At 56.2% G+C, this 18,532-nt stretch carries 20 protein-coding genes and 1 pseudogene; 6 read left to right on the forward strand and 15 right to left on the reverse strand.

The features are described from left to right. Positions 1-77 precede the first annotated feature (77 nt). Complete coding sequence (locus ACQY4M_RS00730; RefSeq protein WP_428539543.1) at positions 78-425, forward strand: CPBP family intramembrane glutamic endopeptidase; 348 nt, start codon at positions 78-80, stop codon at positions 423-425. On the opposite strand, the gene ACQY4M_RS00735 is transcribed toward ACQY4M_RS00730, so the two are convergent. The 3 genes from ACQY4M_RS00735 to ACQY4M_RS00745 form a co-directional block, all read right to left on the reverse strand. Then, positions 422-1,414: a P1 family peptidase gene (locus ACQY4M_RS00735; protein ID WP_428539546.1), complete on the reverse strand. Its 993-nt coding sequence runs from the start codon at positions 1,412-1,414 to the stop codon at positions 422-424. The two genes, ACQY4M_RS00730 and ACQY4M_RS00735, sit on opposite strands and share 4 nt — an antisense overlap. Positions 1,415-1,505: 91 nt before the next feature. Next, positions 1,506-2,246 carry an SDR family oxidoreductase gene (locus tag ACQY4M_RS00740; RefSeq protein WP_428539549.1) on the reverse strand — a complete coding sequence of 247 codons (741 nt, stop codon included), beginning with the start codon at positions 2,244-2,246 and terminating at the stop codon, positions 1,506-1,508. A 46-nt stretch (positions 2,247-2,292) separates the two neighbouring features. Continuing rightward, positions 2,293-3,009 carry a Crp/Fnr family transcriptional regulator gene (locus ACQY4M_RS00745; RefSeq protein WP_428539618.1) on the reverse strand — a complete coding sequence of 239 codons (717 nt, stop codon included), beginning with the start codon at positions 3,007-3,009 and terminating at the stop codon, positions 2,293-2,295. On the opposite strand from ACQY4M_RS00745, the gene ACQY4M_RS00750 reads away from it, so the two are divergent. Beyond that, positions 2,900-3,493 carry a hypothetical protein gene (locus ACQY4M_RS00750; RefSeq protein ID WP_428539627.1) on the forward strand — a complete coding sequence of 198 codons (594 nt, stop codon included), beginning with the start codon at positions 2,900-2,902 and terminating at the stop codon, positions 3,491-3,493. The genes ACQY4M_RS00745 and ACQY4M_RS00750 overlap by 110 nt on opposite strands. Here the strand turns inward: ACQY4M_RS00750 and ACQY4M_RS00755 are convergent. From ACQY4M_RS00755 to ACQY4M_RS00780, 6 genes are all read right to left on the reverse strand, one after another. Further along, positions 3,454-3,615, reverse strand: a complete 162-nt coding sequence (locus ACQY4M_RS00755; protein ID WP_428539552.1) for a hypothetical protein — start codon at positions 3,613-3,615, stop codon at positions 3,454-3,456. The genes ACQY4M_RS00750 and ACQY4M_RS00755 overlap by 40 nt on opposite strands. 65 nt (positions 3,616-3,680) lie before the next feature. Beyond that, positions 3,681-4,724: an IS5 family transposase gene (locus ACQY4M_RS00760; RefSeq protein WP_428539227.1), complete on the reverse strand. Its 1,044-nt coding sequence runs from the start codon at positions 4,722-4,724 to the stop codon at positions 3,681-3,683. Positions 4,725-4,849: 125 nt separating this feature from the next. Then, the gene (locus ACQY4M_RS00765) at positions 4,850-6,301 is read right to left on the reverse strand and encodes an aldehyde dehydrogenase family protein (protein WP_428539555.1); all 1,452 of its coding nucleotides are present in this window, start codon (positions 6,299-6,301) and stop codon (positions 4,850-4,852) included. A 6-nt stretch (positions 6,302-6,307) separates the two neighbouring features. Further along, positions 6,308-7,888: an ABC transporter ATP-binding protein gene (locus tag ACQY4M_RS00770; RefSeq protein ID WP_428539558.1), complete on the reverse strand. Its 1,581-nt coding sequence runs from the start codon at positions 7,886-7,888 to the stop codon at positions 6,308-6,310. 1 nt (position 7,889) lies between these two features. Beyond that, positions 7,890-8,702 carry an ABC transporter permease gene (locus ACQY4M_RS00775; RefSeq protein ID WP_428539621.1) on the reverse strand — a complete coding sequence of 271 codons (813 nt, stop codon included), beginning with the start codon at positions 8,700-8,702 and terminating at the stop codon, positions 7,890-7,892. A gap of 5 nt (positions 8,703-8,707) precedes the next feature. Further along, positions 8,708-9,652 carry an ABC transporter permease gene (locus tag ACQY4M_RS00780; RefSeq protein WP_428539561.1) on the reverse strand — a complete coding sequence of 315 codons (945 nt, stop codon included), beginning with the start codon at positions 9,650-9,652 and terminating at the stop codon, positions 8,708-8,710. A 463-nt stretch (positions 9,653-10,115) separates the two neighbouring features. Between ACQY4M_RS00780 and ACQY4M_RS00785 the strand changes: the two genes are divergently transcribed. Beyond that, the gene (locus ACQY4M_RS00785) at positions 10,116-10,442 is read left to right on the forward strand and encodes a hypothetical protein (RefSeq protein ID WP_428539564.1); all 327 of its coding nucleotides are present in this window, start codon (positions 10,116-10,118) and stop codon (positions 10,440-10,442) included. Between the two features lie 647 nt (positions 10,443-11,089). Here the strand turns inward: ACQY4M_RS00785 and ACQY4M_RS00790 are convergent. After that, positions 11,090-12,196 carry a transposase gene (locus ACQY4M_RS00790; protein ID WP_428539567.1) on the reverse strand — a complete coding sequence of 369 codons (1,107 nt, stop codon included), beginning with the start codon at positions 12,194-12,196 and terminating at the stop codon, positions 11,090-11,092. A gap of 100 nt (positions 12,197-12,296) precedes the next feature. On the opposite strand from ACQY4M_RS00790, the gene ACQY4M_RS00795 reads away from it, so the two are divergent. Both ACQY4M_RS00795 and ACQY4M_RS00800 read left to right on the forward strand, forming a co-directional pair. Then, the gene (locus tag ACQY4M_RS00795; protein WP_428539624.1) at positions 12,297-13,793 is read left to right on the forward strand and encodes a peptidase domain-containing ABC transporter; all 1,497 of its coding nucleotides are present in this window, start codon (positions 12,297-12,299) and stop codon (positions 13,791-13,793) included. Further along, a complete protein-coding gene (locus ACQY4M_RS00800; protein ID WP_428539570.1) occupies positions 13,790-14,437 on the forward strand; it encodes a biotin/lipoyl-binding protein in 648 nt (215 codons plus the stop codon). The genes ACQY4M_RS00795 and ACQY4M_RS00800 overlap by 4 nt, the downstream gene beginning before the upstream one ends. A 38-nt stretch (positions 14,438-14,475) precedes the next feature. Here ACQY4M_RS00800 and ACQY4M_RS00805 read toward each other — a convergent pair. Then, positions 14,476-15,608, reverse strand: a protein-coding gene (locus ACQY4M_RS00805; RefSeq protein WP_428539245.1) for an IS3 family transposase whose coding sequence is annotated in 2 segments (ribosomal slippage) — positions 14,476-15,356 and positions 15,356-15,608 — 1,134 coding nt in all. Because the reading frame shifts where the segments join, the coding sequence is not laid out codon by codon here. A 106-nt stretch (positions 15,609-15,714) separates the two neighbouring features. On the opposite strand from ACQY4M_RS00805, the gene ACQY4M_RS00810 reads away from it, so the two are divergent. Continuing rightward, complete coding sequence (locus ACQY4M_RS00810) at positions 15,715-16,266, forward strand: HlyD family efflux transporter periplasmic adaptor subunit (RefSeq protein WP_428539573.1); 552 nt, start codon at positions 15,715-15,717, stop codon at positions 16,264-16,266. A gap of 330 nt (positions 16,267-16,596) precedes the next feature. On the opposite strand, the pseudogene ACQY4M_RS00815 reads toward ACQY4M_RS00810, so the two are convergent. The 4 genes and pseudogenes from ACQY4M_RS00815 to ACQY4M_RS00830 all read right to left on the reverse strand — a co-directional run. Further along, a pseudogene (locus ACQY4M_RS00815) lies at positions 16,597-16,692 on the reverse strand (IS1595 family transposase); the annotation flags it as partial. Then, positions 16,652-16,777 (reverse strand): hypothetical protein, encoded by a 126-nt coding sequence (locus tag ACQY4M_RS00820; protein WP_428539576.1) that lies wholly within the window; start codon positions 16,775-16,777, stop codon positions 16,652-16,654. The gene ACQY4M_RS00820 and the pseudogene ACQY4M_RS00815, both read right to left, overlap by 41 nt. Before the next feature lie 65 nt (positions 16,778-16,842). Next, the gene (locus ACQY4M_RS00825; RefSeq protein WP_428539227.1) at positions 16,843-17,886 is read right to left on the reverse strand and encodes an IS5 family transposase; all 1,044 of its coding nucleotides are present in this window, start codon (positions 17,884-17,886) and stop codon (positions 16,843-16,845) included. Positions 17,887-18,095: 209 nt separating this feature from the next. Next, on the reverse strand, positions 18,096-18,532 hold a 437-nt coding region (locus ACQY4M_RS00830), incomplete at its 5' end, for a J domain-containing protein (RefSeq protein ID WP_428539579.1).

Here is an 18,532-nt window from a genome sequence, read left to right on the forward strand (position 1 = left end):
CCGCAAACGCACTGAACCTTGCCCTTACCATCCTGCCCGTGGTGCTGGTGTTCTTTGCGGCCTTCCTGCCGGTGGCCATGTCCCTGTCCCCCCGTATCCTGCTGCTGGCAACACTGTTCGCCATCATCAACGGCACCGCCGAAGAACTGTTCTGGCGTGGCGCATTCATCCAACATTTCCCGCAGAACGCCCGCTATGCCGTGATCTACCCGCTGGTATTATTCACAGCATGGCACATCGCTTTGGCGTTGATCAAAGGGGTGCACTATCAGGGCGGCGCACTGGCCCTGATCGGCGGGGCCGCCATCATGGGCCTGCTCTGGAGTGTCCTCGCTTGGCGAACCAAGTCGATCTATCTGTCCACCCTGTCGCATATCGGCGTGAACATGATGGCCTTTCCGGCGGTGCTGCTGGCGAACGGTTAGCGGCCGAACTTCTCTCGCCACGTTGGCCACCGGTCCCCCTCCTCGGGCGTGGCCTCGTATACCCCGCGGGCAATGGCGCGGCTTAGGCAAACAGCGGCGGCATGGCCCAGCCGGATCGGGTCGAACACCGGATCGGGCAGCGGTTTAACCCCCGTGGACACGCCGAACACCAGATCCCCGTCATAGGGCGTGTGACTGGGCACAATCGCCCGCGCCATGCCGTCATGCGCCGCAGTGGCCATGCGTGTGGCCTGCGCTTGCGTCAGCACCGCATCGGTGGCGACAATCGCAATCGTGGTGTTCTCGCGCAACTGGGTTTCGGGGCGCGGCTCATGGCCCACATCATAACCCCGCGCCATGCCGCCTGTGCCAAACTCGCCGCCCATTTCAAAGGGCGCCGCCCAGAATTCAGGCCCATCCCCAACCGTCACCGCCCCTTGCGCATTCACGGCCACCAAAGCACCGACCGTCACGCCGCACTCCAGCACGACCGAGGCCGACCCCAGACCGCCTTTCAACCCTGTCACGGTTGCCCCCGCACCAGCGCCGTGGGTGCCCAAAGAAAATTCCACCGCTGCGGCCTCTAACGCCGCGCGGCCCAACCCTTTGTAAGGGTTCTCGTCCCAATCCTTGTCGCCACCGTTCAGCAAATCAAACAGGATCGCTGCCGGTACAATCGGCACGTGTTGTCCACCAATTTCAAACCCACGCCCCTGTGCGCGCAAAGCATCCGCCACACCCGAAGCCGCATCCAGTCCAAAGGCCGACCCACCAGACAAAACCAGTGCATCCACCTCCTGCACCACCTTGTCCGGCGCCAGCAAATCGGTTTCCCGCGTGCCGGGCGCGCCCCCCATCACATGCACAGCCGCAACAAAAGGCGCATCCCCGACCAATACGGTTGATCCCGATTTTACCTTGGCATCCGCAGCATTACCGACCCGCAATCCGGCCACATCGGTAATCAGATTAAGCGGTCCCGGTTTCATGACTTTGCCCTTCTTCTTTCCAAAAATACCTCACGGGGGTGCGGGGGTGTGAAACGGGGGTGCGGGGGTGTGAAACCCCCGTTTGCCACCCTTAAATACACCGCCCGCCGTCAACTTCCATCGCAACACCGGTGATCATGCTGGCCTCGTCCGAGCACAGGAACGCCGCCGCATTGCCCATATCCTCAGGCGTGGAAAAGCGCCCGATCGGGATGGTCGACAAAAACTTGGCCCGAATTTCCGGCGTGTCCTCGCCCATGAATGTTTTCAGAAGCGGCGTGTCACCGGCCACCGGATTGATCGCGTTCACCCGTATGCCAAAGGGGGCCAGTTCCACCGCCATTGTGCGCGTTGCAGTGATCATCCAGCCTTTGGAGGCATTATACCAGTTCAGGTTCGGACGCGGCGAAACCCCCGCGGTCGAGGCCACATTCAGGATCACCCCCGCCTTGGCCGCCTTCATCAACGGCACCAATTCGCGTGCGGTCAGGTAGACCGATTTGGCATTAACGGCCAACACGCGGTCGAAATCCTCTTCGCTGACCTGCTCCATCGGGCCGGGAATATGGGTAATACCGGCGTTGTTCACCAGTATGTCGATCTGCCCGAACGCCTCTTGCGCTGCCTTGATCATATCGGCCACGCTTTCACCATTCGAGACATCCACTTTCTGCGCAATGCCGCCCACACCGGCGGCCACAGCCTCGGCCCCCTCCATATTGATATCGGCCACCATCACCCGCGCGCCTTCGGCGGCAAATTTGCGGGCAATGCCTGCGCCAAAGCCGGAACCGGCCCCCGTTACAATCGCTGTTTTCCCTTCAAGTCGCATCGGATTACCCCCGGTTTTCATATCTGTTACGCGCAATCTGCCTGCTTTACCGACGCCGCGCAAGCTCTCTGTACAGCGCTTCGGGTGATACTCCGATTTCTTTGGCAATCTGATGCCATTTCCCCTTGTTTATCAGGGTATTATCATTCCAGATTAGCCAGGCGTCCAACCGCTCTGACACCCGATTCAGCGACAATATTTCGGCCCGCATCCGCGCCTCGCGCACCTCGCGTGCCAGATGGGTGGCAAATGCGGCAGCGGCCTGTTGGTTATTGGCAATCAACGCCTTCACATCCGTGCGCGAAAACACCGTCAAAACCGATGGGCGAACCGCAACAGCGCCGCAATGATAGGCCATTGAAGTGATTGACGCCTCGGCCAACAGCCCCCCTGCCTGCGCCCGTTGCAGGATGAATTCCGCCCCGTCTGCCTGCCTCCGCAAAAGATGCACTTCACCGCTTTCGACCCTGTAAACCGATGTCACAGGATCGTCGCGATCAAACAGCATTGTCCCAGCCGCAAGGGTGCGGCGGGTATGGCGAAGCTGCTGTAGGTGGTCAAAAAAGCTCTGCGACATGATTACTATCATGTCACACATTGGATTTATCAGGCAAGCTCTATTCAGGAAATCAATCAGGAACAGGAAATTGCACATGAAACATCTATTGATTGCGGGTCTGTTGGCGACCATGCCAAATTTCGCCGTGGCACAGGAAGCCCATACAGGCATGAACCACGAGGCAATGATGAATGGCAACGGCATGGCCCAGATGCAAACCATGGCGACCGGCATGCAAATGAACCCTGCGACCGAAGCGGGCCAGTCCGCCTTTGCCGCAATCGAGGAAATTGTTCTCGCGCTTGTGGCTGATCCGGATACCGACTGGTCCAAGGTAAACATTCCTGCCTTGCGTGAACATCTGGTCGATATGGAACTGGTGTTCACCGACGCCGAAGTCCAGACGACCGAGGTTGCAAACGGCTTTCAGTTCGCTGTGACGGGAACGGGTAAAACCATCGGGTCCATTCAGCGGATGGCGATTGCCCATTCGGGTATCATGAACGGAACAGGTGACTGGACCTTTAGCCCGGAAAAAACCGAAACCGGGGTGGTTCTGACCGTTACAATAGCCGCAGGTGACATGGATAAACTGCGTGCGCTCGGGTTTTTCGGGATCATGGCGCTGGGCATGCACCATCAGGATCATCACTGGATGATGGCCACCGGTGTAAACCCGCACGGGTAGGTAAAACGAATCCGGGCGTCGTGCTGTTTTCTTTCAGGGAACCTCTGTAAATTCCCGTTTTCGCCTTCTTCGCGGCGGGGTGGACGGTTTTTCGCCTGTCCCGCCTGATTGCTTCGGATCATAAACCCATTTTCACCGGTTTCAAGCCGGTTTTGGGTATTTCAGGCACACCTCACCCCATGAACCCTTATCCCGGCGCCGCCAGGCCGCATTCGAACTGGACGAAGCGCTTCATGTTGTAGACCAGGTTCATCATCCCGATGCGAAATCGCGCCCGCTTCAGGCCGATGGAGCGGATCAGCTTGCCGCCCATGGAGCGCTCCTGAAAAGCGAATACATGCTCGACCCGGACCCGCACTTTCGAGCGCCTCCGGTTGGCCTTTTGCTGGCGCTCGCCAAGCGGCTTGCCGCGCCTGCCCTTGTGATGGATATGGCTGTGAAGCCCCCGCTCTTCCAGCTCGCTTTCGATCTTTTGCGAGCGATAGGCGCTGTCGGCCCACAGGTCCGATGAGGTGTTGCTCGCATCAATCAGACCGGCAAGCGCCTGGCTGTCATGCACGGCGGCATCGGTGACATCATAAGCGCGGATGAATTTGTGCCGCCGGTCGACATTGATGTGGTTCTTGTAGCCGTAATAGCTCTTGCCGTGCTTCTTCGTCCAGCGCGCATCCACGTCCTTCTGGCGCTTCTTGTGGGGTTTTTCCTCCCACTCTTCAGGCGTTTCGCCCGCCTTGATTTTCTCGTTCTCGTCCCTTTTGTTGTGCTGGCGCGGCGCCGGAACGATGCTCGCATCAACAATCTGCCCGCCCATCGCCAGATAGCCCTTTTCGCGCAGAAAGGCATCGAACTTGTCAAACAGCTCCTTCATCTTCCCGGCCCCGGCCAGCCTTTCACGGTAGGCCCAGATGGTCTTGGCGTCAGGTACGCTGTCTTCAATGCCAAGGCCGAGAAACCGCATGAACGACAGGCGGTCGCGGATCTGATACTCGATCTGATCGTCAGAGAGGTTGTAGAGCTGCTGCAAAACCATCGTCTTGAATATCAGCACCTCATCCCAAGGCGGGCGGCCAGCGTTGGATTTGCGCTGTTCGGGCGGCGTGCGCCATATGGCCTTCAGCTCGTCCCGGTAATCCTCGAACGGCACCATGTCGTTGAGCAACACCAGCGGATCACCAGATTTGTCCAGTCCCGCGTATCGGCTGGAAAGATCAAAAAATCCCATCTGACCCATGACAAAACCCCGTCGGTCGAATCATTTTCATCCTGATGACGATTCTACCCCGTCAGGCCGGATTTTGGGGGATTTTTAGAGGTTCCCTTCAAAGAAAACAGCACGAAATCTTTCAAAGATTTCGGTTACCCGTGATAGGCAGCCACCGTTTTCAAAACCGAAAATCCATACAGTGCCTCGAATCCTTTTTCGCGTCCGTGACCGGATTTTCCAACCCCGCCAAAAGGCAGTTCAACCCCGCCGCCCGCACCGTAATTGTTGATGAACACCTGACCGGCCTTCAGCGCCTTGGCCATGCGCATTTGCCTTGCGCCATCGCGGCTCCAGACACTTGCCACCAGCCCGAAGTCTGTGCCGTTGGCAATCGCAATCGCTTCGGCTTCGTCTTCAAACGGGATCACCACCTGAACGGGACCGAAAATTTCATTCTGGGCCAGTGCGTGATCCGGCGGCACATCGGCAAATAGGGTTGGCACTACATAATGTCCGCCCTCTGGTGTGCCCTCGATAATACTGCCCTGGGCGGCCAGACGCAGATCTTTGCCCTGCTCCAGAAACTCGGTGACAATTTCCTTTTGCCGGGCTGAAATCAGCGGGCCGACGTTGGCATCTGCCATCGCAGGCCCCACCATCATGCCGCTATAACTGTCTGCCATCCGCGCCAGCAGTTTATCATAAACCCCGCGCTGGATCAGCACGCGCGAAGCGGCTGAACAGGTCTGCCCCGCATTCTGGATGCAGGCCCCGACAAGGAACGGCAGGGCGGCATCCAGATCGGCGTCATCAAACACTACCTGCGGCGATTTCCCCCCCAGTTCCAGCGTCACCGGAATGACATTCTGCGCCGCTGCGGCCTGCACCAGTTTGCCCACCCCGACCGAGCCGGTAAAGGATATATGCTGGATGCCGGTATGGCCGGACAGGGCCGCGCCGGCCTCTTCGCCCAATCCCGGCACTACGTTCAACGCACCGGCGGGCAGGCCGGCCTCTTGGGCAATTGCGGCGAAACCCAGCGCTGTCAGACAGGCCTCTTCCGCCGGTTTCAACACACAGGCGTTGCCCATCGCCAGCGCCGCCCCGACGGATCGGCCAATGATCTGCATCGGGTAATTCCACGGCACGATATGCCCCGTTACCCCGTGCGGTTCTCTCAGGGTGTAAACGGTATAGCCGTCCATATAGGGAATGGTTTCGCCATGCACCTTGTCCGCAGCCCCGCCGTAAAATTCCATATAACGGGCCAGGGCGATGGCGTCATTGCGGGCCTGTGTCAGGGGCTTGCCCACATCATGGGCCTCGATGATGCCCAGTTCATCAACCTTCTGCAAAACCAGTTGCCCCATCCGCGTCAGGATGCGGCCGCGTTCCAGCGCCGTGGTGCGGCCCCATTCGCCGTCCATGGCCGCCTGCGCCGCTGCAACCGCCGCATCAATATCGGTCGCTTTGCCGCGTGCGATTGGGGCCAGCGGGGTGCCGTCGGACGGGTCTTCCAGTTGCAGTGTTTCCCCGCCTTTGGGCGCCACCCATTCACCGCCGATGAACAGTTTGTCGGTGGGATACCAGATATTTTTCAGCATGTTGTCTTACCTCGCTTGCCAGTCCGCAGGGATTTGTGGTGCGGCGTTCAGCAGTTGTTTTGTATAGGGATGGGCGGGCGACATGAACACTTGTTCTGTTGGCCCAGTTTCAACGATCTTGCCCCGCTGCATCACCAGCACCCGATCGGTGATCGCCTGCACCACGGTTAGGTCATGACTAATGAACAGATAGGACAGCCCCAGCCGTTTTTGCAGATCGGCCAGCAGGTCAAGGATTTGTGCGCGGATGGATACATCCAGCGCCGAGACGGCCTCGTCCAGCACGATCAGGTCGGGGTGCAGAACCAGCGCGCGGGCGATGGCGATGCGCTGGCGTTGGCCGCCGGAAAATTCGTGGATGTAGCGGTCCATCGCGTCCGCCGGCATGCCGACGGTTTCCAGAGCCTCGGCCACATGTTCGCGGGCGTTGTCGGGCGGGGTGGTCAGGTGGAACGGTTCCATCACCAAGCGCAGAACCTTGTGACGCGGGTTGAAGCTGCCGTAGGGGTCCTGAAACACCACCTGCACCTTCTGGCGCAGATGGGTGGGCATGTGTTGTCCGGCCAGAACCGGTTCGCCGGACAGGCGGATTTCACCGCCCTGCAAAGGATCCAGCCCCAGAATGGCACGGGTCAGGGTGGATTTGCCACAGCCGCTTTCGCCAACCAGCCCAAGGCTTTCGCCACGTTTCAGGGTGAAACTGACGTTATCCACAGCGCGAAACGGGGGCGGGCGGTGGAACAGTTTGCTGCGCGGGGCGGCGTATTCGCGGGTGGCATTTATCACCTCGAGGATCGGTGTTTCCTGCGTCACGGCCCCGTGGTCGGGTTGGTGGCTTGAGGCCTCGAACAACTGCCTTGTGTAGGGGTGCGACATGGTTTTGAACAGGTGTTCGGTTTCACCCTGTTCCACGATTTCACCCTTGCGCATCACCGCCACATAATCGGCCATGCCCGCCACCACGGCCAGATCATGGGTAATCAGCAGCAGCGACATATCTTCTTCGGCGACCAGTTCCTGTAACAGCTCCAGAATTTGCGCCTGCGTGGTCACATCCAGCGCGGTGGTGGGTTCATCGGCGATCAGCAGCTTGGGGCGCAGGGCAATCGCCATAGCGATGCACACTCGCTGGCGTTGGCCGCCGGACAGTTCGTGCGGATAGCGGGACGCGGGGAATTTATCTTCGGGCAGGCCAACACGGTTCAGCATATGGCGGGCGATTTTGGCGGCTTCGGTCTTGTTGGCCTTGCCGTGGATCAGCAGGGTTTCAGCCACCTGATCGCCGATGGTCTGCACCGGATTGAGCGCCGTCATCGGTTCCTGAAAGATCATGCCGATTTCATTGCCGCGCAGGGCGCACATTTCGGCCTCGGACAGGGCCAGAACATCGGTGCCGTCGACCATCACCTGACCGCTGGCGGAAAACCCTTGCGGCAGCAGTTGCATCAGCGCCAGCGCGGTCATGGATTTGCCCGAGCCGCTTTCGCCAACCAATCCGAATATCTGCCCCTGCGCGATGTCGAAACCGACGTCTTTCAGGATTGGCAGGCGATGGATCGACAGGTTCAGGTTGCGCAGCGAGATCATATCAACGCTCCCTCCTGATCCGTGGATCCAGCAGATCGCGCAACCCGTCGCCCATCAGGTTCAGCCCCAAAACCATAAACACAATCGCCATGCCGGGCAGGACGGCCAGCATCGGTTTGGTGTAGATCATGGTTTGCGCATCGGCCAGCATCCGGCCCCAACTGGGGGTCGGGGGCTGTGCGCCAAGACCAACGTATGACAGGCCCGCTTCGGCCAGAATGCCCAGCGAAAACTGGATGGTGCCTTGCACGATCAACAAGTTGGCGATGTTGGGCAGGATATGTTCCGCCGAAATCCGCACCCGCCCTTTGCCAAAAGTGCGCGCGGCAAGGATGTAATCCAGTGTCCAGACCGAAAGTGCTGCACCACGGGAAACACGGGCGAAAACGGGGATGTTGAAAATACCGATGGCAAGGATGGCGTTTACGGCCGAGGGGCCGAAAACGGCGGTGATCAGGATGGCAATGACAAGCGAGGGAAAGGCAAAGATCAGATCATTGCCGCGCATGATCACCTCGTCCAGCAGGCTGCCTTTGTTGGCCGCCGCCATCAGACCCAGCGGCACGCCGATGCCCATGCCGATACCCACCGCGATAATGGCCACGGCGATGGACGTGCGCGCGCCAACCATCAGCATGGAAAACATATCGCGTCCGAAATGGTCGGTGCCCAGCCAGTATTTATCCGATGGCGGTTGCAGCTTGTCAGCAATGGTCAGCACGGTGACGTCATGCGGGGTCCAGACAAAGGACACTAGCACCGCGATGACGAAAAACGATGTCAGCAAGGCCCCGAGGATCAGTTGGATCGGCAGTCTCATCAGCGTTTCCTTAGACGGGGGTAAACGGCGGCATAGGCCAGATCGACAAGGAAAGTGACAAGGATCACGGCGAAAACCAGCAGCATCACAACGCTTTCCACCACCACCAGATCGCGCTGGGTGATGCCCTTGTAAATCAACTGCCCAAGACCGGGCAGGTAGAACACGTTTTCGATAATGATGGCACCGGCCAGAAGAAACGAGAACTGCAACCCAATGATGGTCAGCACCGGAATCATCGCGTTGCGCAGGGCGTGGCGGCGCAAGGCCTGCGCGCGGGTCAGGCCCTTGGCGCGGGCGGACCGGATGTAATCCTGCGTCAGGGTTTCCAGCAGGGAGGAACGCATCACGCGGGCAAGGATCGAGGCTTGGGGCAGGGCCAGCGCAATGGCAGGCAGGGTCAGTGCCTTTAGACCGGCAAGGATGCCGTTTTCCCAGCCCGGAAAACCGCCGGCCCCGAACCAGTGCAGATTGATCGCGAACACCAGCACCAGCAGCATGGCAAACCAGAAATTCGGCACGGCGATGCCCAGTTGGGTTAGTCCCATGATGCTGTAATCGCTAAATTTCCCGCGCCGCGCAGCGGCAATCAGGCCGACCGGAAAGGCGATAAAGGTGGACATCAGCAGCGCAATCAGCGCCAGCGGCAGCGATACCCAGATGCGTTGGGCAATCAGGTCGGAAACCGGCACGCGGTAGGTGTAGGATTGCCCGAAATCGCCCACCAACATACCGGAAACCCAACCGATATAACGCGCCCAGATTGACCCGTTCAGACCCAGTTCATTGCGCAAAGCCTCGACTGCTTCGGGGGTGGCGTTCAGGCCCAACATATAAGAGGCCGGATCGCCGGGGATCACCTCGACCACGGCAAATACGACGACCGAGGCCATCAGCAAACTGAGGGCAAGGGACAGCAAGCGGGTGGCGGCATAACGGATCATGCGGGGCAGGTTAAGGGCACGCTTGCGGAAATGCTAGTGTGGGAAATACGGGGTTTTGCGCGGCGTGATGAATTAACGAGTTTGGCAGTATGATCGGCGGCTGATTTGCGCAAGACTTGCGTATGGCAAGCTGGCAGTCGCCATTCAGGGTTTCATTTTGTTTATGCCAAGCCTGATCCCCTGTTCTAATCAAAAGTTTAGGCGGTAAATTCCGGAATAACAGGATCAGCAAAGTATAATAATTACAATGCATTGGCTTTGGAAAAAGGTTTAGGGACTTAAACCTCCGGATAAGATTTCCGGAATAAACGATCCGTCAATATCATCTGGCAGAAATAGTCCCGATAGTCATCCTTGTCGAAACGGCGTGGCTTGATGGCTTGCCGGACAAACAGAACTTAATCGCCCGGATCGGGCACAACCAAACACCCGAATACGGGTCTGAATAAACAGGATGAATAAAATGAAAAATCTACTGACAAGCACCGCAGCACTGGCAATCGCAGCAAGCGTATTTGGCGCAGGTCTGGCATCGGCTCAGGCCACCGCCCCGGCAACACAGCCAACAGCGACTCCTGCAACAGCACCGGCAACTGCGACACCCGCAACGACCAAGGTAACAAACGGGGGCACCGACACTGCAACCGGCGGAACCGCAGCCGCAAGTGATAATGACGATCCGAACATGGGGATAGCGAAGGTGGCGAAGGTGGCGCTGGCGGCGGTGAAGGTGGTGGCGAAGGTGGCGAGGGCGGCGAAGGTGGCGGCGACAATGATTAAACCACGCTAACCTGGCATTGTTTCGCAATGTGCCCCCTTCTGGCATTAGGTTGCCCGAGGGGGGTCTTTTTGGTGATACTTCTTTGCATCCTGCCTTAAAATATCAAAGCTGCAGTCAGGTAGCAGTGATGGCCGATATTACCGGCTGGCGATGTTGGGCGAGGACCAGCCGCCCGCATGGCTGCCGCCGCCGTTAGGGGTGAATTGTGCGGTGGGTTTGAAGGGGGGAGAGCGCCCGCCGGACCGGGGTGGTGCATGTGGGGCAAGATGTGGGGGATGGGAGGGTTTTGGGAGAGTGAGGTGGGCAGGTCCCTTTTGCAAGCCTCAAGATGTTAATTCAACCTCGACTATCGTCCCGTTTCTCTTAAACTCTTGTTCAATAATATTCTTGATTCTCTTTTTTTCATCGGCACTAACTATCTTGTTTGGCGGTTCATCCCAAGCCTGATTTGTTCGAAACCAATATACCAGGCTGGTTCTGTCGCAAAGTTTTCCTAAACAAGATTAATGCTGAGATTACTACGTTTATGCAGCCAAGCTGGCAAACTGCTTGAATGGCGATATGTGGTTTGACTGGAATTATTTCTTTCTGGTTGTGTCTCGAAAGTGGTGGAAATTGATTTCAGGCACCTCCGAGCGGGTTGAGTTATGCGCCGGTCAGGCGGCTTGGTCAAGGGTTGCGTCGGCGACGGGCTGAGCGAGCGTTTCCCAGCCATCGACCTTTCGCATGACGATCTGCCCCGAGGCCATCAGAGCCCAAAGCAGCATCGGCACGGTCTCGGCGCATGGCAGCACGGTCTGGGTCTTGATGCGGCGGCGGAATTCCTCGTTCAGGCGTTCGATCGCATTTGTCGTTCTGGCCGATTTCCACTGGCCTTGTGGCAGACGCGTGAAGGTGAAAAGCTTATCTCCTGCTTCTTCCAAGCTGTCAGCGACGGCCTTGCATTTCAGCCGCCATTTTCGCAGAAATGCCTTGCGGCGGGTGGCGATTTCCTCGGGTGTTTTGGCGTAGATCATGTCGCGGTAATCTTCTGTCAACTCATCATGCATACGCTTGGGTGCCTTGGCCAGAAGGTTGCGGTGCTTGTGCACCGTGCACCTCTGGATCGGCAGATCTTCACCCCAGAGGGCAATGAGAGCGACCTCAAGTCCCGGTGCCCCGTCCACGATGACAAATTCGGGCCGTTTCAACCCGCGCGCATCCACGTCCTTCTGGCGCTTCTTGTGGGGTTTTTCCTCCCACTCTTCAGGCGTTTCGCCCGCCTTGATTTTCTCGTTCTCGTCCCTTTTGTTGTGCTGGCGCGGCGCCGGAACGATGCTCGCATCAACAATCTGCCCGCCCATCGCCAGATAGCCCTTTTCGCGCAGAAAGGCATCGAACTTGTCAAACAGCTCCTTCATCTTCCCGGCCCCGGCCAGCCTTTCACGGTAGGCCCAGATGGTCTTGGCGTCAGGTACGCTGTCTTCAATGCCAAGGCCGAGAAACCGCATGAACGACAGGCGGTCGCGGATCTGATACTCGATCTGATCGTCAGAGAGGTTGTAGAGCTGCTGCAAAACCATCGTCTTGAATATCAGCACCTCATCCCAAGGCGGGCGGCCAGCGTTGGATTTGCGCTGTTCGGGCGGCGTGCGCCATATGGCCTTCAGCTCGTCCCGGTAATCCTCGAACGGCACCATGTCGTTGAGCAACACCAGCGGATCACCAGATTTGTCCAGTCCCGCGTATCGGCTGGAAAGATCAAAAAATCCCATATGACCCATGACAAAACCCCGTCGGTCGAATCATTTTCATCCTGATGACGATTCTACCCCGTCAGGCCGGATTTTGGGGGATTTTTAGAGGTTCCCTATAGACAGAATCCTGCCATTCCAACGCGAAGCATCTCTAGTCGTCGTGGTCTTTGTTTTTGCAGCTGTGTCGTTGTTTCAACTTGGCTTCGAGGTTTTGTCTCAACTTCTCAGCATGCTGACTGCCAACCGCGTAACCCGGGAATTGGGCCGCCGCATATTTGGGCACTTGTTCCGACTTCCATTTAGCCATTTTCGCAAATGGACGGTTGGTGAAACCATTGCCAGAGTCAGCGAGACTGATGCCATTCGGTCTTTTCTTGTCGGTTCAACCACCGGTATTTTCCTCGATCTCATCTTTGTAGTGATATATCTGGGGGTGCTGATGGCTCTGTCGGTACCGCTGGCGATGATTGTTCTTATCGCTTTGCCTATTCAGCTGCTGATTTACATGGGATTTGGTCCATTCTTGCGCCGCCGCCTTCGCTTACAGTTTGATGCAGGCGCAGCCCACCAGACGCAGATGGTTGAAAATATTTCAGGAATTGCAGCAGTCAAAGCTCTGAGTGCCGAACAAAAAATGCTGGAGCGTTTGGATCTGACGCTGAATGAAAGTCTCAAAACTGGATACCGCGTTGGATTATTAAGGATTTGGAATGACAAGCTACTACTGATTGTCGACAGAACCATCACGATCAGCATCATATATTTTGGGGCACAAATGGTTTTTGCAGGTCAGATAACGCTCGGTGAATTGATCGCTTTTCATCTTGTTGCCGAAAAGATTACAGGTCCGATACAGAATTTTTCACGCTTATGGGAAAGTTGGCAGAACATCCGTGTTTCTCGGCAACGCCTTGGTGACATTGTAAACACGCCGATGGAACCGTTCGACAAACGCCCAAATCTGCCGAATGACATCATGGCGCAATTGCAGTTTCACGGGGTGGATTTTTCATACTCTCCGGGCAAACTCGTCCTGAAGCAATTCAACTTTGTCGCCAAACCCAATACACTGACGCTTATTGTGGGCCCGTCAGGCGTCGGGAAATCCACGTTTGGGCGGCTGGCTTCGGGAATTGAAGCCCCCGACAAAGGGCACATCACTATCGGCGGATGCAATATTTCCGAATATGATCCCAACAATGTCCGCACGAACATCGCATATGTTCCGCAGGAACCATACTTGTTTTCCGGCACATTGCGCGAAAACCTAACTATTGGTGATGAGAATGCAAATGCAGAGGCAATTGAAGGGGCCTTGCGAATATCAGCGGCAGAATCTCTGGTTGATGAACTTCCTCTTGGTCTGGACACATTGGTCGGCGAGCGGGGCTCGGCACTTTCCGGCGGGCAACGCCAACGTGTGGCCATCGCGCGTTCTCTCATGCGGAGGCCGAAGGTTCTTATCCTGGATGAACCCACCAGTTCTATTGATTCTGCTGCGCAGCATCGTATGGCTTGTGAATTGCAGCATTTGAAACGGGAAACAACACTGATCATCATTACACACAGTCCGGATCTGTTTGAATCCCCGGATCAGGTAATCAATTTTGAGGCCTTGCAATGAATCAGCCTGCTGAGCCAATGAAAATAACCTCTCCGACTCTGCACGCCACAATCTTGTTCACAATTGCGGTGTTTTCGGTAGTTCTTGTAATGTCCTTTATATTTAGAATTGAAGTCGTGGCACGCGGACAGGGACGTGTTGTTCCTGTTGATCGGGTGCAGGTAGTTCAACCTGAATATTCTGGCCGGATTGTGGCTATCCATGTTCGCAATGGCAGCCGGGTGGAAAAAGGTGACGTCCTGGTTGAGCTTGATCCAACCGACGCAATGGTGGAACTGCAAACAATCACTGAAGAACGCGATCGGTTGATTATTGAAAATGCGAGAATTGAGGCCCTGCTAACTCTGTTGGCTGGCGACATACAACACTCTATAGCACCTGAAGAAACCCAAAGCAGGATTGAGATTCCTTCAGACTTGGCTGCATCGCCCTTTCTCATACGGCAAAGGGCATTACTTGAGGCGGAAATTGCAGATATCCAAGCTTCACTTGCGCAAATCGATGCACGGGAAAATGCCCTACGCAAATCTGAGGAAGTGACAAAAGCGAATATCGATAGAGTAGAATCGGCTTTGAAAACCCAGGCCGAACGTCTTTCGATTTCGGAAAGGCTATTACAACAAGAGGTGGTCCCACTTTTTTGACCAGTCAGCAGCCAGTTTAAGATGGATCAGGGTTTCATTTAGGCTGCCAAACTCATTGGTTTTGTTTTTCTGTCATAGGCTTCATCCGGGGTCAATATTCCGTGGGTGGAATGCGGGCGCTCGGTGTTGTAGTAAGCCAACCATTTCCCGATCCCGGCGCGGGTCTGCGAACCCGTTTCAAATGCGTTGAGGTAAATGCATTCGTATTTCAAGGATCGCCAAAGCCGCTCGATCATCCGGTTATCGACCCAGCGACCTTTGCCATCCATCGAGATTTTCACGTCGGCTTCTTTCAGCGCCTGCGTCCATTCAAACCCGGTGAACTGGCTGCCCTGGTCGCTGTTCATGATATCGGGCTTGCCGTATTTGGCCATAGCCTCTTTCAGGGCTTCAACGCAAAAATCTGCCTCCATGCTGTTTGACAATCTCCAGCTCAAAACCTTGCGGCTGTGCCAGTCCATGATCGCGACCAAATAGAGGAACCCGCGCTGCATCGGAATGTAGGTGATATCTACGCACCACACATGGTTTGGACGATCAATCGTCAGGTCTCGCAGCAGATACGGGTAGATCTTATGCTGCGGATGTTTCTTGCTCGTGTTGGGCGTCTGGTAGATCGGAACCAACCGCATCAGCCGCATCAAACGGCGGACCCTGTGGCGACCACACTTGTAACCTTGGCGCTGCATGTGCCGGGCCATTTGCCGTGATCCATACCACGGCGTCTGCAAGAATTGCTTGTCGATTATTGTCATGAACCGCAAATTTTCAGCACTTTCGCCTTTTGGCTGGTAATACAGGTTCGAGCGCGCCAGAGAAAGTAGCCCGCATTGTCGTCGCACACTCAGATCATGCTCACGGCTCACCATTTTTTGCCTCGCTTCCCGAGCAACTGTTGCGAGGCGTTGGCTAAAAAATCCCGTTCCACGACCAGCTGACCAATCTTGGAGTGCAGCTTCTCAATCTGGGCTTCATCAACCCGATCAGGATCACGGCCCCGTCTGGAAAATGCCGTGGCCATGTTTTCAATCGCTGCTCGTTTCCATGTGCCAATCTGGGTTGGATGCACACCATACTTCTTCGACAGCTCCGCCATCGTCATTTCCTCGCGGATTGCTTCAAGCGCAACGCGGGCTTTGAATTCGGGAGAATGGTTCTTTCGTTTCGTCATTTTGAATCGTCTTTCTCATAAGTCGATCCACCTTAACAACTGGTCCGAATTTCCGCGACCACCTCTAGTCTCTGAACGCTCGGCGCTCGAAAGTGAAAGGCGCAGAGTGCTGGCAGATGCTAGAAGTGCGCGGCTAAATCGAAAAAACCAAATTTATGCCCGGCTTGCAACTTTGTCAGAAAGTGAGCGTGCAGCCCGTAACCGCTTGGAGGCTGCAAAGCTGCGGGCACCATTGTCTGGGACGGTTGATCAATTGCAGGTCTATACTTTGGGAGGAGTTGTGGAGGCAGGGGCAGAATTGCTTCGCATTGTTCCAGATTCATCATCCGTGGAATTTGATGCCCTTTTCTCGAACCAAGATATTGGTTTTATGGCTATTGGCCAAAAAGCTAATATCCGGCTTGATGCATACCCGTCAGAGCGATTTGGTCATGTTGCAGATATGGCTGCGGATTCCACTGAAATCAGTGATGGGAAATGGGGCTATGTTGTCCGTATTTTCCCTGAGGCTGGCTTTATCCAGATAGGTGGCAAAAGGTTACCCCTACGCCCGGGCATGACGGCGACGATTGATGTAACGACGGAAAACCGGCGTATTATCAGCTATTTTTTTGCACCAATCCTGCGGACGATTGAGAACGCGCTGGGTGAACGTTGATGCTATTGGGATGCACCCGCCCAGTTTGCCATGGCAGTATTTTTTATTAGCCATGAGGTATTGAATTCTATACCACTTCAGCAGAGACCGTTCGCCCCCAGAACCGTCCCCACCGCCACTATCCCCGGAGAACCCGTTCTCCGTTTGCGGCCCCAGCCGGATTTTCTTGTTGTTTTCAAAGGTTATAGGTGGTGGGCTGTTGAGTGCCCTTCTGGCAGTTTTGGCGGAAATGGTTCTCTACCCCCCGATATTCTCCAAAGCTGTTGCCTAAAGGGGTTTTGGTTCAGTTTTGTAACATGTTGTAAAATATCTAGGGGCTGACCCAGATAACTACTTCAAGTAACGCTTAACCCATTGTCTTAGCTGCAATAACTGAGCTGAAGGGTCACTGTTGTTGAAACGCCACTCGCATTCCTTCAAATATAGGGAACCTCTGTAAATTCCCGTTTTCGCCTTCTTCGCGGCGGGGTGGACGGTTTTTCGCCTGTCCCGCCTGATTGCTTCGGATCATAAACCCATTTTCACCGGTTTCAAGCCGGTTTTGGGTATTTCAGGCACACCTCACCCCATGAACCCTTATCCCGGCGCCGCCAGGCCGCATTCGAACTGGACGAAGCGCTTCATGTTGTAGACCAGGTTCATCATCCCGATGCGAAATCGCGCCCGCTTCAGGCCGATGGAGCGGATCAGCTTGCCGCCCATGGAGCGCTCCTGAAAAGCGAATACATGCTCGACCCGGACCCGCACTTTCGAGCGCCTCCGGTTGGCCTTTTGCTGGCGCTCGCCAAGCGGCTTGCCGCGCCTGCCCTTGTGATGGATATGGCTGTGAAGCCCCCGCTCTTCCAGCTCGCTTTCGATCTTTTGCGAGCGATAGGCGCTGTCGGCCCACAGGTCCGATGAGGTGTTGCTCGCATCAATCAGACCGGCAAGCGCCTGGCTGTCATGCACGGCGGCATCGGTGACATCATAAGCGCGGATGAATTTGTGCCGCCGGTCGACATTGATGTGGTTCTTGTAGCCGTAATAGCTCTTGCCGTGCTTCTTCGTCCAGCGCGCATCCACGTCCTTCTGGCGCTTCTTGTGGGGTTTTTCCTCCCACTCTTCAGGCGTTTCGCCCGCCTTGATTTTCTCGTTCTCGTCCCTTTTGTTGTGCTGGCGCGGCGCCGGAACGATGCTCGCATCAACAATCTGCCCGCCCATCGCCAGATAGCCCTTTTCGCGCAGAAAGGCATCGAACTTGTCAAACAGCTCCTTCATCTTCCCGGCCCCGGCCAGCCTTTCACGGTAGGCCCAGATGGTCTTGGCGTCAGGTACGCTGTCTTCAATGCCAAGGCCGAGAAACCGCATGAACGACAGGCGGTCGCGGATCTGATACTCGATCTGATCGTCAGAGAGGTTGTAGAGCTGCTGCAAAACCATCGTCTTGAATATCAGCACCTCATCCCAAGGCGGGCGGCCAGCGTTGGATTTGCGCTGTTCGGGCGGCGTGCGCCATATGGCCTTCAGCTCGTCCCGGTAATCCTCGAACGGCACCATGTCGTTGAGCAACACCAGCGGATCACCAGATTTGTCCAGTCCCGCGTATCGGCTGGAAAGATCAAAAAATCCCATCTGACCCATGACAAAACCCCGTCGGTCGAATCATTTTCATCCTGATGACGATTCTACCCCGTCAGGCCGGATTTTGGGGGATTTTTAGAGGTTCCCTGATAAATAAAGCGCAACACAACTAAATAGTGGCCCCTGAACGGGGCCGCTCTATATCTCGCGCCCTTCGGGCACTCGGGTTGCCTGCGGCGCGGATATTTTCACAAAAGAGAAGACGCGGATCAGATTTTGAAGTGGCGGCTGGTTTTGATCTGTTCCCATGCCCAGACCACCAGTTGCAACTGTTCCTCTTGTGAACGGTCCCCGCCGTTCAGGTCCGGATGCAGCACCTTGATCAGCTTTTTATATTGTTTGCGCACCTCGGCTTTGGTCCAGTGGTCCTTGGCCTCGAGCACCTCGATGGCCTGACGTTCGGTGGGGGGCAGTTTGCGCGTGCCGGTGATCGAGCGACCGGGGTTTTGTGTGGCGTTGGCACCAAGCACCTGATGCGGGTCATCCACGCCCAGACGTGCCCATGCACGTTCTTCTTCGGTTTTCTTGAACGGTTTGGTTTCGCGTTCCCATACGCGGTCCTTGTCCATTTGCGCCGCAACCGCATCTTCCGGCGAGCCGTCAAAGAAGTTCCATTTCAGGTTATATTCGCGCACATGGGTCTTGC

Origin of the sequence: Profundibacter sp. (genome assembly GCF_965277155.1) — a bacterium.
GTDB lineage: Bacteria > Pseudomonadota > Alphaproteobacteria > Rhodobacterales > Rhodobacteraceae > Profundibacter.